This window comes from Pseudodesulfovibrio sp. zrk46, from assembly GCF_012516435.1.
GTDB lineage: Bacteria > Desulfobacterota > Desulfovibrionia > Desulfovibrionales > Desulfovibrionaceae > Pseudodesulfovibrio.
Map to the genome: position 1 here is coordinate 2,897,394 of NZ_CP051216.1, position 15,072 is coordinate 2,912,465.

Genomic DNA, 15,072 nt, shown 5'->3' on the forward strand with positions numbered 1-15,072 from the left:
GCCCTTTTGGGTTTGGTCGTATTGTGAATGCTACTTATTGATCTTTTCAACCAGCTTTTCGATGCTGGGTTGAAGAAGTTCAAAGGCAACTTCATTGCCATATGCGTTCCAATGAGGATCGCAGAGGAGGTAGTAGTCTTCCTGAGTTTTGGTGTACTTGTACATCGGGTCCATCAGGTCAACAAAGTCGATATTGTTGTCCGAACAGAACTCACGCAGCAGTTTGGCTGCCGGAGCTTCCTTGCCATCATAACGAAGGAAGTCGGTGTAGCGTGGAATTACGAACAGTAAAATGGGTTTGCCATCAGCTTCCTTGACGATCTGTTCCAGGCAATAGCGCATCATGTCCCACATCTCAGGAGTGAAATCATAATACATGGAGCAGACTTTTTCTTTGTTGTCGGCTTTGCTTTGCCAACGTGCACGGAAGTCCATGTTTTTCAGGTCGAAGGAGTCGAGGTAGCGCAGGATGCGGTATGTGTAGCTCCACTCTCGCAGGGTGTGATCAAAGCTTTTGAGTAGGTCGCTGCGATTTCGAATAGGCATTTCTTCTTGAGAGTAGAGTACCTTGTAGTTCGGATAGGTGCCTTCAAGATATGGCCTGCGATATCGGTCGCTTTCCATGTAGACCTTTTTCTTCATGGAGTCGGTAAAGTCATTGCTGGGCAGGATACCGATGACGATGGCGTCATGATCAAAATATTTGACCATATGCTTGTACTGAAGCCATTCGTTCAGAGGACCATGCCCCCCCGATGTGCCGAAGTTCAGGAACTCCAGTCCGTAGTGCTTCTCTGCCAGGTCAGTCAATCGTTTACCGTCTTCAACGATATATCCTTCGATGAAGGAGTCGCCCAATACGGCTACGCGAGGCTTTGCTGATTTGAGAGAGCGTTCAGGGTCGCGCATGCCGTGCGAGTTCGCCTTGTAGTAGACAGTGGCGCACTGCTTGTTGTGCATGTAGCTGGAATTAGGGTCGTGCCACACCCCGAAGTAGGGATTGTTGTCCACCCAGAATGAACTTTCCGCATTCACCATGCTGTATGTAGGCAGGGGGATGTTGTTGTTTACAAAACGGATGTAGGAACAGCTGCCGATCTCTAGGCACACAACCAGTACGAACAGGAATATGAATACCCCTCTCAGGGCATCGAACATCTTTTTCATTGTATAGCAGGTCTCGTATGATGCTGCGGATAGTTGTTATAACTAGTCGAGTTCAAACTGATCGCGCCAGTCGCCTTCTTCCGTCCATGAGGGCTGCTCGGTCTTGGTGAACAGATAGTCACCTAAAACGAGGTAATCCATCTCGGTTCGCATGAAGCATGCATATGCGTCATACGGGGTGCAGACGATGGGTTCACCACGAACATTGAAGCTGGTGTTGACGACTAAACCACAGCCGTGCTCGCGGTTGAAAGTATCGATCAGGCCCCAGTAGCGCGGATTGGTATCCTTGCTCACGGACTGAATACGTGCGGAATAGTCTACATGGGTCACAGCGGGAATGGTGGATCTCTGCACGTACAGACGATCGTACATTTCCATTTCGTCGTATCCTTCTGGAAGGGGATTACATTGCTTGTCTGCTACTGGCGCAACTATAAGCATGTAAGGCGACGGACGGTCCAGGTCGAACCAAGTGGTGATCTCTTCCTCCATGACCGAAGGCGCGAATGGGCGGAACCCTTCGCGGTATTTGATCTTGAGGTTGAGTTTTTTTTGCATTTCAGGATGACGCGGGTCGCCGAGAATGGAGCGACCACCCAGTGCGCGCGGACCGTATTCCATGCGGCCCTGGAACCAGCCAATGGCATTACCTTCAGTCAGCAGTTTGGCTACATCGGATGTAAGCTGCTGGAAGTCGTCATATTTTCTGAAAGGAGCTTCAAACTTGCGAACTCCACGCAGGATGTCGTTTTCCGTAAACTCTGGGCCGAGGTATGCGCCGCGCATGGAATCCTTGGGATTCACCGTGCGTTCTTTGCCCTGCCAGATATGGCGGCCGGTAAGAGCTGCACCCAATGCTCCGCCAGCGTCACCTGCTGCAGGCTGAATCCAGATATCCTTGAAAGTACCTTTGCGAAGCAGCTTGCCATTGGCAACACAGTTCAGAGCCACGCCGCCTGCCATGACTAAGTTGTCACAACCGGTTAGTTCCTTGGCGGTTTCGGCCAAGGTGAAGACTATTTCTTCGGTGACCTGTTGGATGGCGAGAGCCAAGTCCATATAATCTTGGGAAATATCAGATTCGGGCTGACGAGCCGAAATGCCGAAGAGCTTTTCCCATCGGTCGAAATGGCACATGGTCAAGCCGGTGGCGTAGTTGAAGTAGGCCATGTTGAGCAACATGGAGCCGTCTTCACGGACGTCGATCAATTCATCGTAAATCGCTTTCTTCCATGTCTGGATGCGCTTTGCGCCGGGATTGCCGTATGGCGCCAGTCCCATGAGCTTGTACTCACCGGAGTTGACTCGGAATCCGCAGAAGGCAGTGAACGCAGAGTATAGCAGACCAAGGGAATGCGGAAAATGCAGCTCTTTGAGGATGGTGATATCTTTGCCAGAACCTTTACCAATGGTGGTAGTGGCCCATTCTCCAACACCGTCAACAGTCAAGATGGCGGCTTCTTCAAATGGAGAGGGATAGAATGCACTGGCTGCATGGGACAAGTGATGCTCAGGGAACAGGATCTGAGGCTTGCCTTCACCAAGACGTGCCAGTTCGTCGTTCAGCATCTTGCGCATGAACAACTTCTCTTTGATCCATACGGGAATTGCAGACAGGAAGCTCCTTAAGCCCTTTGGGGCAAATCCGTTGTATGATTCAAGCAGGCGTTCAAACTTGAGGTAAGGTTTATCGTAGAAAGCTACGGCCGTAAGATCGCTCAGTGAGAGGCCTCCCTCTTTGAGCACATACTTGGCTGCATGATGTGGAAAATCCGAATCATGTTTCTTGCGAGTAAAGCGTTCCTCTTGAGCTGCGGCAACGATCTCGCCATCTACCATCAGGACTGCGGCGGAGTCGTGGTAGAAAGCCGATATACCGAGAATGGCATCAGACATTGGGGCTCCTAGAAAACGGTGTAGATGAACGGAGCGATGGCAGAGCCGCCGGTCAGTACGATGAGTGCGCCGAAGAATAGCAGTACCAAAATAATGGGCAGCAACCAGAATTTTTTGCGTACCTTGAGAAAGCCCCAGAGATCTTTGAGAAAGTCCATATTATCATCCTAGTAAGGTCGTTCGATTTCTTCAGGAGTGAATGAGTGATCACGCGAAAAGAATACGGAGTTTCTACCTTTTTTCCACTTATTCAATTGCATGGGGTCATGGCCCAATATACGACGCAGTAGCGCCAGTGGAGTCAAGATTACGAAGAATACTAGGGTCAATATGACCTTAGACATCACCGTGCCGAGCAGGTGGGAAAATCCGAGCCAGACTTTGGCCGGAAGGTAGAAGGCCTTGGACCAAGTCATATTGATGACCAGCAAAATTGTTGCGGCAACGAAGCCTTCACGGTGACCAAGCAGTAAGCCAATCAACAGGCAGATAAGCACCATGGCCATGCCTGTGTCGCTGCATTCCTTGGTAGTCAACTTCGCCGGAAGAAAACCAGCAGAAGCGTCTTTTTTCGTATCAATCATATAATAGGTCCGATTAGAGGCAAAAAAAATTTGTACCTCCCTGCCTGAAATTCAAATTAAAAGCAAGGGCTAGGCGACAAAGCGGATGGTGTTGTCCGAGGCTCTATCACATCATGGCAAGTGAATCATAGTGATTTAGTAACAAAAAAACTTCGCTGTCTTTGGTGATTAGGATTATTTGATCATTGCTCTCTAATTACGAAATAACCATGGCTGAATAAGAACTGAGAAGAGTGTCCAACAAGTGTAAACTGGAAGGTATTGGGCCAGCCTCTGTTCGATACTTTCCAGTGTGTTGATTTTTCTCCAGTAGTGGACATACCCCAATCCCATTGTCAGTAAATTGCCGAAAACAACGATGTTGGAACCCAGAACTGCCATACGGTTGGGAGTAATGCCAAATTCGAAGATTCGCCATCCGATCGCTGCAATTGCCATGATATCGAGAATGAGTGTAGCTCCGATCATATAGCTAATGATACCGTTTTCGAGTTTATTTCCCTTTTTTTCTTTTTGTCCTGTCAGAGTGAATACAGCTGTTGTCAGAACACAGAGCAGCAGGATGTTGTAGATGAGCAGAGTTGAGCGGTCTTGGAATAACTCCTCGATTCGCAGAGCCATTGCTCCCATGTATGCGACTATAAGGGCGAGTAACAGTGGAGAGAAAATACGTGCAAGCAGTGGAACAAGTTTTCTGGCGGCTGAATAAGTGTCTGTAGCCCAGGCTGCAACCAATGGAATGGAGGCAAGGCCATAAATTGCCGGGTACTCAAAGACCCATTGAGTACGTATATTGAGTAGTTCAAATAAGCCGCTGGTGAGAAGGAGGAGCACTGCTCCACCTATGAAGAAAAGGCCTGAATGGATAATGAGTTCTCCAGAAAATCGAATGAACTCAATGCGTGCATTGGTTGATCTCCATTCCTTATTCATTCGGGCTGCTCCGTAAAGAGTCCAAAGTAGGAAAGGAAGATTAAGGCTGGCTAGTTGGAAGACGTCGTCCCAATCTGAGGGGGTAATGGACATAACTACGATGAGGCTGGCAATGACCCCAATGCCCGCACTCGTTACAACTCTTGGCCACTGGCGCAAATGCATGGTGTATAAGAACATGGCGCCCATTGGAATCAATGCGACAAAACGCGGAAAGAATTCAGCGTCTTTTATGGTTGTCCATTCTGGGATTTTGAGCAGGGTGCCGGCTGCAATGCAGAGGAGCAGCATGACTATGAGGTCAATCGTGGTGAGTCTGGGCGAAGTGCTTTCTGAATAGTTAAGGCGCGCCTCCCATGCACGAAGAAGTATGGAGTCTGGATTGGTGTCCAATACGTCTTTATATGCTTTAGAAAAGCGTTTGCTGTTTTGCCTGTAGAGTGCTTCCAGCTTCTCGGGGTCGTTTATGGCATCTTGTATTTGGGATCGAATCGTCATGTTTGTACTCATATGTCACGAAAGTCATGGAGAAATACCGATTTCTAAAGATGCCTGTTTAAGTCGAGGTGTGCAAATGGTGATTTAAAAAGGCGCTTTCAATATTTATTGAAAGCGCCTTCTCTTTATTTCTTATTGGGTTTGGCTGCGGGCCAACCAGTCATGATTGCTACGACTGATACTCCAGCCAAAACGAGGCAGTACCAGTTGTTGAACCCGACGGCCACCGGGGAGATGCCAGCGATGGAGCCTGCAAGTAGTACCTGGGCTGCGTATGGAGTAATACCCTGGACGATGCAGGAGAATATATCCAGCAGACTTGCACTGCGACGTGGATCAACATCGGCGTCTGTTGCGATTTCGCGAGCAAGATTGCCTGTGAGGATAATGGCGACGGTATTGTTCGCTGTGCAAAGGTCGGCAAGAGCAACCAAAGAAGCGATGCCAAATTCGCCGGAGCGGCGCTTGTTCCCTTTGGCCGCTTTGTGAGCAAGCTTGTTAACCTTCTCAAGCAGCCATTTCAGGCCTCCGTTGTAACGAATGAGTTCTCCTAGGCCTCCGACGAGCATGGAGAGAACAAGGATTTCATGCATGCCGGTGAAGCCTGTAAAGATATCTTGTGAGAACTTGATAAGGGAATAGTCGGGGAGCGCGGCGAGTCCTACCCCTCCAGCCAGAATGATTCCGGAAGCCAATACTATGAATACATTGATACCCGCGATGGCGAGGCCAAGGATGACGAGGTAGGGCACAACACGAAGAAATTCCCAGTCCCCAACGTTGGAAATGTTCCCGGCTGTTCCTGTAAAGCCGAGCAGCAGCAAGGTTGCCACTGCTGCCGGAGCAACGAGGCGGACATTCATTTTGAACTTGTCACTCATTGCGCAGCCTTGCGTACGGGTTGCGGCGATAGTGGTATCCGAGATCATGGAGAGGTTGTCGCCGAACATGGCACCACCGACTACAGTGCCCATAAGCAGTGCCGCGGAGATATCCGTTTGTTGGCCGATCCCAGCGGCAATTGGTGCAATGGCTGCCACAGTGCCCATGGAGGTGCCCATGGCCGTAGCGACAAAAGCAGCGATGGCGAACAGGCCGGGCAAGACAAGTTCAACGGGGATGAAAGAGAGGCCCAGGTTGACGGTAGCATCCACGCCACCGATCGCTTTGGCCACAGATGCGAATCCGCCAGCCAAAAGATAAATCATGCACATGGTGACAATGCTGTTGTCTCCAACGCCAGCAAGGAAGATGTTGATTTTCTTATCCAGCTTTTCACGTCCCATGAACAGCGCGAAAGCTATGCCTGGCAGAATGGCAACGGTTGCTGAGAGCTGGTAGAAAGCCATGCTCACTCCTTGAGCAGTGAGCATGGCGCCTGTCCCTACGAACAAGGCGAGAAAAATGACAAGGGGTAATAGGGCTAGGCCGTTGGAAGGGTTTTCATGCTTCATGAGAGGTTCTCTCTTGATAGAAATTATTCAGCCGCACGTAACTGTACGTGACGAAGATGACTCGTACAATGGACGGCAGATTATAAAGGATAAGTATTAGATAAAACGGAGGTCGCTGGATTCGTCCTAATAGACGCAAAGAAGCGCCCCTTTTGAGTTGCGGGGCGCACGATAAGGGGAAAGTCTGATGAAGGCAACCCTCATGGCCTATTGGGTTATGATGAGGTCGAACTACTGAAAAATCAAATTGTTACTTGGTGGTGTGTTTGCATTCTTCGTGTCTAAAACAATCAACAAGGTGGTCGTTAACCATGCCTACGGCCTGCATGAAGGCATACATGATGGTAGGGCCGACAAAGGAGAAGCCGCGCTTTTTTAGGGCCTTGCTCATTGCTATTGATGCATCTGTCTGTACCGGGCATTCGTCCAGAGTTTTCCATCTGTTTTGAATTGGCTTCCCGTCCACGAAATTCCATAGAAAGTCGCTGAATGAGCCCTCATTCTCCATAATGTCCAAGTAGCCTCGTGCGTTCTTGATTGTTGAACGGACCTTTAGCTTGTTTCGTATGATGCCGGGATTCTGCAGTAGTTCGGCAACCTTTGCTTCGTCATATTCCACGATTATTTCAGGGGTGAAGTTGTCAAACGCCTCAAGGTAGGTCTCCCGCTTGCGGAGAACCGTGATCCAGTTGAGGCCGGCTTGAGCTCCCTCAAGAATAAGCATGCCGAAGAGCTTTTGATCGTCATATTCGGGGACGCCCCATTCCTCATCGTGGTATTTTACGTAAAGCGGGTCGTCTCCGCACCAGGGACATCGGATTCGGTCAGACATGTAATTCTCCAGTTCATTGTTCGAATGTCATCTTGGCATATGCCTTTGCACTTGAACAGACTGATCTGAGTGAAGAGGCCCTCAATCATTTGATTGAGGGCCTCTGTATAGGATCTTTCAAGCTGTGAGCTTGTCTTTACTTTTGTGAGAGTTGTGTCTTCTGGGTGTAGTTGATGGTATACTTGAAGTGTTCAGGGTCGAGCCAATCAAGGGTTTTCCCTCCGACCTGAGCATAGGGATACATGAGGTAGTTGACCGGGGCGCCGTTCTGAGCTGGAGTCAGTTTCAAGTCTCGTCCCTCACTGAGCTTGATGCGGTAAGGGTCAATTCCGCCCCAATAGTAATCCCGGTATTCGTCAGTTTTGGAGTCTGTCAGTTTCAGGTCGTATTTGAGCATCATTTTACGAACATCTGCAGGGTCTGCGGGCACCCAGCCATAACCGGGTACGTAGAATTCCGCCCAGCAGTGCTGCCATTTGGTGATATCTTGCTGCATATTCTTGGCCTGTCGAATTCCGAATACTTCACGAGAAGGGACGCCAGAGGCACGAAGCAGTGCTATGAAAAGGGAACTCAGGTCGCCGCACTTACCACCAGGATCTTTGATAAGGAGGCAGACATCTCCTTCGCCGCAACCGCGTGTCTCAGGGTTGCGGTAGGTGTTCTCACACATCCAGTCATAAATGGCCTTGGCCTTGTCGACGATGGTTGTCTCACCTTTGGTGATGGAGTCGGCAAGAGCTTTGACTTGACCATCGATCGGACCAAGGCGAGTCGGCTCAAGATAGATTTTGTAATCGCGAGGGTCCCACTGTGCTTCAGTTGTGGGCAGCTTGTCGCGAGTGATCTCCTTGCGCTCTACATCATATGAAAAAGTGGCAGTTTTAGCCGCATTGTTTTTGTCCCATCTCATGAAAAGCATCGGGACCTGGAATTTGTTGTCAGTGTATACGGCGGATTCGATGTAATCGCCATTAATCCGAACATTGGTGATAGTTTGATTCTCGTCAGAAACCGGGTAGGGAACCCATAGTTTGATTTCCTCTCCCTTGGGTTGTTCGCTCATATCGAATTGCATGGTGACAGTCCCTGCTGCACTGCCAGCCAACACTGGTGTGCAAAGGAGTAGGGCCAAAAGCAGGGCGCTAAGAATCGTTTGTCCTCTCATAATCAGTCCTTCTGGTATAAAGTTTTATCTATGGGTTTCATAGGTGTGATTAATACTCTTGAAGAGACCAATTGTATGAAGCAGTCGCCTAAGTCAAAGGCATTTTTCTATCCAAAACTCTGGCACAAGAGGGATTGATGGGGAGGTTTTAAAGGCTGCAGCTCATGGAACTGTTGAAACGTAAGAGCTGAGGGCGTTGTGTGATTACCACCCCGCATAGGCAGTGGCTGGTGATGAGGCAAAAGAAAAGGGCCAAGGTTTTACAACCTTGGCCCGTGCTTTCAAATGGTGCCGAAGAGAAGACTCGAACTTCCACGGGATTGCTCCCACTAGACCCTGAACCTAGCGTGTCTACCAATTCCACCACTTCGGCACTCCGTCAGGGAAGGAATAGATATCTATACGGCCTGTTCATGTCAACAGATTAATTATGAAATCCGAATTTTTATTTCGAGTCGATCAGAATGGCCACGACATCCATAACATTAGTACGAGTTGGGCCAGTCTTGATAAGGGTGCCGGTGTTGGTGAAAAACTCGTAGGCATTGTTATCCGCCAGGAATTGGCGGGCCGAATTGGACTGTTCATCCGAGCGGGCAACCGTGTCGGGCAGTACCAATGCGCCTGCCGCGTCAGTGGGGCCGTCGGTGCCGTCTGTTCCAAAGCTCATGACAGAGATCTGTTCACGATGCTCCTGCATCTCGGAGAGTTCGATTGCGGCAGCGAGGGCCAGTTCCTGGTTGCGGCCGCCTTTGCCGTTGCCTCGAATGGTCACAGTCGTCTCGCCTCCGGCCAGCAGGCAGACCGGGGCTTTAATGTCATGCTTGCCTTCACAATATTCTCCAGCAAGCTGTATCATCTTTGCAGCCACCTCACGGGCTTCGCCTTCCATCGCGTAATCTACCACTATGGGAGTATATCCCATTTCCTTTGCTGCTTTTGCTGCACCGTCAACGGCCATGGAATTGCCGGCGATGATGACATTTTGCACTCGATCAAAACAGGCGTCACCTTCTTTGCAGGTCTCGGGCGTATCTCCGGCACAGCCTTCGCAGATGATCTCATTAACTTCGGCAGGGATACCGGTACAGAGTTTGTACTTATCAAGAATAGTCTGGCAGTCGAGGAAGGTGGATTGATCGGGTGCTGTGGGTCCGGAACCGATGACATCCAGATAGTCGCCGACAACATCGGAGATAATCAGTGTGATAACCGTGGAAGGTTCAAGCGCCTTGGCGAGGTGCCCGCCTTTGAACAGGGAGAGGTGCTTGCGGATTGCGTTGATCTCATTGATGGTCGCTCCACATTCCAGCAGCTTGCGGGTGACGCCCTGCTTCACGGCCAGTGTCACAGGATTGCGCGGGGCAGGAACGATGGCGCTTGCTCCGCCGGACATCAAGCAGAAGACAAGGTCGTTTTCTGTCGTGCCTTTGGCGAGGCTGAGCAGTTCCTTTGCCGCACGTTCTCCGGCCATATCCGGTACAGGGTGGCCCGCTTCCATGATGGTGGTTTTCTTCAAAAGGACAGAGTGTTCGTACTTGGTGGCAATGATGCCGCCATGCAGGCGATCTCCCAGCAGGGCTTCCAGTGTCTGAGCCATGGCTGCGGATGCTTTGCCTGCACCGAGAACGAAGATGCGGTCATATTGGGTGAGATCGTATTTCTTTCCATCCACAGTGAGCATGTCGCCATCCAGCTTGAGCGCTGCACGCATGGCCGGATCGGGCGAGACCGCCTGAAGGGTGCGGTCCACAATGGTCATCAACTGTTCCTGTTTATTTGTATATGCGGTCATTGGCTAATCGTAGAGTTCCGGGTTGAGCGGTGTTTCAGGCTTTTCTCCCTTGAGCATTGCGATGAGGTTGCGGGCTGCAAGCTCTGCCATACCAGTGCGGGAGGATGTCGTGGCTGAACCTATGTGAGGCAGTACGACAGCATTTTCCAGTTGGGCCAGACCGGAGGCCATGGCGGGTTCGTTTTCGTACACGTCAAGGCCCGCTCCTGCAATATCTCCATTGCGCAATGCTTGTACGAGGTCTTCTTCATTGATGATTGGGCCGCGTGCAGTATTCACTATGTAGGCACTCTCTTTCATTAAAGAGAAGGCTGAAGCATTGAAAAGATGCCGTGTTTCCGGAGTGAGTGGAGCGTGAATGGAAATGAAATCAGATCGCTTGAGGAGTTCTTCAAAAGGAACCAGCTCTGCATGAAGCTCTGCGTTTAATACGCCGTTCTTCCGGCCGGACGAGCTGGTGTAGAGAACCTTCATGCCGAATCCTCGCGACATGAGCGCTGTTTCTGTACCGATGCGGCCTGCGCCAACGATGCCCAGGGTCTTTCCCTTGATGTCGCCGCCAATGAATTGGAGCGGCCCCCAGCCCGACCAATTGCCAGATCGCATGACCTTGTCGGATTCCACAACGCGACGGGAAACAGCAAAGATGAGAGCCCAAGCCAGCTCTGCCGTGGCGTCGGTAAGCACGCCGGGGGTGTTGGAAACTGGCACCTTACGGCGGGTGGCTTCCTTCACGTCGATATTGTCATATCCAACTGCGTAGTTGGCGTAGCCTTTCAGTTTGGGAGCGGCGTCGAAAAACTCTCCGTCGATCTTGTCGGTTAGCAGACCGAGGATCCCATCATATTCACCAGCCTTGGCGAGTAGCTCTTCTCGAGGAAAAGGACGATCATGAGGTGAGACGTCTACATCAGCTATGCGTTCAAGGAGTTGGATGCCTTCTTGCGGAATATTTCGTGTAACAAGAACTTTAAATCGTTCCATCGTGGCTCCTTTTTGAGTTTCAATGTGTTGTGATGAAAAGAAAGCATAGGGCAAAACGATTCGCTCTTCCAGCGGAGAAGAGTGAGGATTTTGTCAAGAATGAGTGTTTATGCCCGATGTCTTGCGAGGCTGTTCTTTGGTTGAGATTGTATCAACCGAATAGTTTTTTGTACTCCGCTGCCGCCACGACCTGGTTTCGCCCAGTATCTTTCGCTTCCTTGAGGGCTTTTGCTGCTTCTTCAAAAAGCACTTCAGGCGAAGAATCCCTTGATGGTATCATTGTTGCCACGCCCAGACTGATGGTAATGTGCTCCCTGGTAGCCGTTGGAGCATGAGGTAGGCGCAGAGCTTCGATGTTTGTCCGGATCGATTCGGCAAGAGTCATGGCCCCGTCCTTATCTGTTGCCGGGAGAACAATGGCAAATCCTTCCCAACCAATGCGGGCCGTCAAATCCGATGCTCGGGAAGCAATCTTGTTGAGTCGTTTTCCAACTTTGTGCAAGCAGGAATTCCCCATGGCGTAGCCAAAATGGTCGTTGTATTTTTTGAATTCGTCCAGATTGCAGATGAGAAGGGATAGTGCTTCCTGTGAGCGTTGGCCCCGGAACCATTCGGCGGTAATGGTCTTTTCGAAGTTTTGACGATTGGGCAGTTTGGTCATTCGATCGAGTAGCGCCAACTCCTCAAGTAGATCGCCTCGACGTTTGAGCTCAATATTGTTGCTAATTCTTGTCAGTACAAGGGGCCAGCGAAAAGGGGTGGTTATGTAGTCGGAAATTCCTAATTCCAGCCCCTTTGCTTCATCCAAGTCGTCTGAATGGTTCGTGATGAAAAGAACTGGAACCTTTTGGGTGTGTTTGTCTTCTTTGAGGCGACGGCAAAAATCGAAGCCTTCTTTCTTGTGATTGAGGGGAGCCAGCAAGATGAGGTCAGGAAGTCTGGTGTAGGTGTTCAGTGGTACATCATCGAACTCCTTTACATGCTCCACATGATAATCGTTCGAGAGTTTTTCAACCAGTGGCGTACTGATTTCATCTGCGTCGGCCACCACCAGAATTCTCGGTTTTTCATTGATCATGTTTCTTCCTCATCGCTTTTCTGAAGTTCAACGGGAGGGATACTGATGGCATAGTATACACCAAGCATGGGAAAAAACCAAAGGCGCAGGATTTGATGCAGGGAAAGGAGGGCAGTCTATGGATAAACATACTAGTATTAAACGCAAAAAAGCCCAGCGTAAGCTGGGCTTTATTGTGTTCATGGTGCCGAAGAGAAGACTCGAACTTCCACGGGATTGCTCCCACTAGACCCTGAACCTAGCGTGTCTACCAATTCCACCACTTCGGCACTTCGTCAGGGCGAAAAGGGGTATATATTTGCGCCCACTCGTTGGCAAGTCTTTTTTTAAGTTTTTCTCAGAAAAAATGAAAAAAGTGAGTAAATAGACGTTTCTGCCTATGGATGGAGTCCAGTCAGATGAACTGAGGGTCTAAATTATGTAATGGACCATGGTGAGGAGGTGATCCTTCTTCGGGTGATGTTTCAGGTGATTGTCACAGGCCCCAAAAAAACGAGAAGGCTTCGCGGGACCGTCCCTTGAAGCCTGTTATTCTCGTTGTGCAAATAAAAGGAAGAATGATGATTTGAATATAGCAACCGGTGTGCCACTTTGTTCTTGATTCTCAAAAAATATTATAAACCCAGTTAAAGCAGTTGGTTGTGGCGACAGTTGAGTGTTTTTCTTATGTGCCTCTATCTGCTGTTGGGTATAAAATTTTGAACAACTGTCTAAGGTTCTTTCTGTGGGTAAAAAATTTTATACCTCGCTAGGTGGAGTACTTTGTTGAGTCGTTGAATAGGCCTATCCTATGCGTTGGTGATAGGGGGGGTATGTGAACACCTTGAAATCCGGATAAAAAGCTCCTACGTTTCCGACTCATGAAGGAACTGTATTGCAATTTCATTTCCTTGATTCCTTTTCTCAACGCGCCTATTCTTGATTAATCAAGGAGTCCTCATGAAAATTGGTATTCTTGGCGGAAGTTTTAACCCGGTACACACTGGTCATGTGCGCATGGCAATCGAGGTGTTGGAAAAGCTTAACCTGGATAGGGTTGAACTTCTTCCTGCCAAGCAGCCTCCGCATAAGTCGGGTGCAGATATTTTGCCGTTTGAATTGCGGTTGGAATTAGTCGAGCGTGCCATTGGCAACATCCCCGGTCTGGGGTCGAATCCTCTCGAAGGCGAGCGGCCCGGTCCTTCTTTCACTTGCGACACGCTGAATTGCTTCCGTACAGAGCAGCCTAGTTCCGAGTTCTTCTTCATCCTCGGTGCATCTACATTCTTGGAGTTGCCCAAGTGGCGGCGTGGACTGGAAATCCCGGATCTTGCATCCCTTGTGGTGGTCAATCGCTGGACGGCCGCAGGTGAGGTTGCCGGATTCGTTGAGGATAATTGGCCAAATGCGAAGCAGGACGAAGAGGGAGTCTGGACGTTTCCCGAAGGCAATACTGTTCGCCTGATTGATATCCCTCGATTGGATATCAAGGGAGGACATATCCGTCGTCGCTGGTTAGAGCGTCGAAATTTGAACCTGTTAGTGCCAGAAGACGTAATTGAACTGCTTGAGGAGCGTTCATCGGAAGTAGGGGCGTGTTGGGGAAAACGCACCTAAGAGGTCAGGATAAAGAACCTTCTTCTGTCTATCATGAATGATTGTAATGCCTGGCAGTTCACCGAAGTTAAGGCTTTTTCGTTATATTTGCATCAGATAGCACCTGCACCAGACGGGTGAATATTTCGGGATCACAGAAACCTGCGTCTTGTCGTATTGTTTTCAGAGCCTCAAAGGGTTTCATCCCATGTCGGTAAGGCTGGTTGCGTGTGAGATTGTCATATCGTTCACACAGGGCAACGACCTTGGCAAAAGTGGGGATACCGCTGCCTGGAGTGCGAGTCGGAAAGCCTTTGCCGTCTTCTCGCTCATGGTGAAACAACACACAATGGATTGCCTCAGGCGGTAGAGGTATCGTTGCACTGATTTGAACGCCCAGAGCCGGGTGTGTTTCCCAATCTCTTCGTTCATCATCTCCCATGCGATCCGGGTCGAGTTTGAGCAGCTCGGCAGGGAGACGCATCTTGCCGATATCGTGCAGCATGGCACCGCCGCAGACGGCAGGAAGTTGATCTTCTTTGATTTCATCGAATGTCATGAGGACACATGCGGATAGCACGCTGGTGGAAAGGCCGTGGTGGTAGATGTCGAACCCCTTGCTGATGAGCCGTGAGAGCTCCTTGAGGGCATCTTTGGTTTTGAAGAACTGGACGCTGCCTTGAAGTAGCTTCTGAAAACGTTCGAAGCGCTTCTTGAGCAGGGCGGGCGGAAGTTGCTCCTCAAACAGGTTTTGAGCCAGGCTGGACGCAGATTTGTTCCATACGTCAGCTCGTTCGGCAACGGGTATGGAAGTGTTTTTCAGGATCGAAGCAATGTGCCGCTCGATATAGTAGGTGAGTTCCGCTTCTTGGCTGGCGGGTATGAATACTTGGTCAATGGCTTGCGCCTGTAACCGAAGCACTGTTTCGTCTGAAAACCGTTCGCCAGCTCGAGTGTATAGAACGTAGTTGTCTTCTTGTTTGAGATATATCTCGAACTTGGCGTTGGTGGCAGGAAGGATCAGATTGGGAGAAACGGAAAGCAGTTTTTCTGTCATCGTGCACCTTTTCGGTTAAGGGATTCCGCGCATATTCAGTGTGCGGGG

13 protein-coding genes and 2 tRNA genes are annotated in these 15,072 nt (G+C 49.9%); 1 reads left to right on the top strand and 14 read right to left on the bottom strand.

Annotated features, from left to right (window positions below):
* Positions 1-30 precede the first annotated feature (30 nt).
* The 13 genes from HFN16_RS13030 to HFN16_RS13090 all read right to left on the bottom strand — a co-directional run bounded on the left by HFN16_RS13030 (position 31) and on the right by HFN16_RS13090 (position 12,661).
* Positions 31-1,167, bottom strand: coding sequence for a hypothetical protein (locus HFN16_RS13030; protein WP_168891171.1), 1,137 nt, complete (start codon positions 1,165-1,167; stop codon positions 31-33).
* A gap of 42 nt (positions 1,168-1,209) precedes the next feature.
* Positions 1,210-3,066, bottom strand: coding sequence for a carbamoyltransferase (locus HFN16_RS13035; protein WP_168891172.1), 1,857 nt, complete (start codon positions 3,064-3,066; stop codon positions 1,210-1,212).
* 8 nt (positions 3,067-3,074) lie between these two features.
* The gene (locus HFN16_RS13040; protein ID WP_168891173.1) at positions 3,075-3,224 is read right to left on the bottom strand and encodes a DUF5989 family protein; all 150 of its coding nucleotides are present in this window, start codon (positions 3,222-3,224) and stop codon (positions 3,075-3,077) included.
* 9 nt (positions 3,225-3,233) lie between these two features.
* Positions 3,234-3,650: an SxtJ family membrane protein gene (locus HFN16_RS13045; protein ID WP_168891174.1), complete on the bottom strand. Its 417-nt coding sequence runs from the start codon at positions 3,648-3,650 to the stop codon at positions 3,234-3,236.
* A 192-nt stretch (positions 3,651-3,842) separates the two neighbouring features.
* Positions 3,843-5,081, bottom strand: a complete 1,239-nt coding sequence (locus HFN16_RS13050; protein WP_168891175.1) for a hypothetical protein — start codon at positions 5,079-5,081, stop codon at positions 3,843-3,845.
* A gap of 125 nt (positions 5,082-5,206) precedes the next feature.
* The gene (locus tag HFN16_RS13055) at positions 5,207-6,535 is read right to left on the bottom strand and encodes a Na+/H+ antiporter NhaC family protein (RefSeq protein ID WP_168891176.1); all 1,329 of its coding nucleotides are present in this window, start codon (positions 6,533-6,535) and stop codon (positions 5,207-5,209) included.
* Positions 6,536-6,785: 250 nt separating this feature from the next.
* Complete coding sequence (locus HFN16_RS13060) at positions 6,786-7,367, bottom strand: DNA-3-methyladenine glycosylase I (protein ID WP_168891177.1); 582 nt, start codon at positions 7,365-7,367, stop codon at positions 6,786-6,788.
* A 136-nt stretch (positions 7,368-7,503) separates the two neighbouring features.
* Entirely contained in the window at positions 7,504-8,535 is a 1,032-nt protein-coding gene (locus tag HFN16_RS13065; RefSeq protein ID WP_168891178.1) for a transglutaminase-like domain-containing protein, read from the bottom strand.
* 286 nt (positions 8,536-8,821) lie between these two features.
* A tRNA-Leu gene (locus tag HFN16_RS13070) sits at positions 8,822-8,908 on the bottom strand.
* Between the two features lie 72 nt (positions 8,909-8,980).
* Positions 8,981-10,330, bottom strand: coding sequence for a glycerate kinase (locus HFN16_RS13075; protein WP_168891179.1), 1,350 nt, complete (start codon positions 10,328-10,330; stop codon positions 8,981-8,983).
* Between the two features lie 3 nt (positions 10,331-10,333).
* Positions 10,334-11,314, bottom strand: coding sequence for a D-glycerate dehydrogenase (locus tag HFN16_RS13080; RefSeq protein ID WP_168891180.1), 981 nt, complete (start codon positions 11,312-11,314; stop codon positions 10,334-10,336).
* A gap of 151 nt (positions 11,315-11,465) precedes the next feature.
* Positions 11,466-12,392, bottom strand: a complete 927-nt coding sequence (locus tag HFN16_RS13085) for a diguanylate cyclase (RefSeq protein ID WP_168891181.1) — start codon at positions 12,390-12,392, stop codon at positions 11,466-11,468.
* A gap of 182 nt (positions 12,393-12,574) precedes the next feature.
* Positions 12,575-12,661 (bottom strand) — tRNA-Leu (locus tag HFN16_RS13090).
* Positions 12,662-13,331: 670 nt separating this feature from the next.
* Between HFN16_RS13090 and nadD the strand changes: the two genes are divergently transcribed.
* Positions 13,332-13,988 carry a nicotinate (nicotinamide) nucleotide adenylyltransferase gene (gene nadD, locus HFN16_RS13095; RefSeq protein ID WP_168891182.1) on the top strand — a complete coding sequence of 219 codons (657 nt, stop codon included), beginning with the start codon at positions 13,332-13,334 and terminating at the stop codon, positions 13,986-13,988.
* 67 nt (positions 13,989-14,055) lie between these two features.
* Here the strand turns inward: nadD and HFN16_RS13100 are convergent, their stop codons facing one another.
* Entirely contained in the window at positions 14,056-15,024 is a 969-nt protein-coding gene (locus tag HFN16_RS13100) for an HD domain-containing phosphohydrolase (RefSeq protein ID WP_168891183.1), read from the bottom strand.
* Positions 15,025-15,072: the final 48 nt, after the last annotated feature.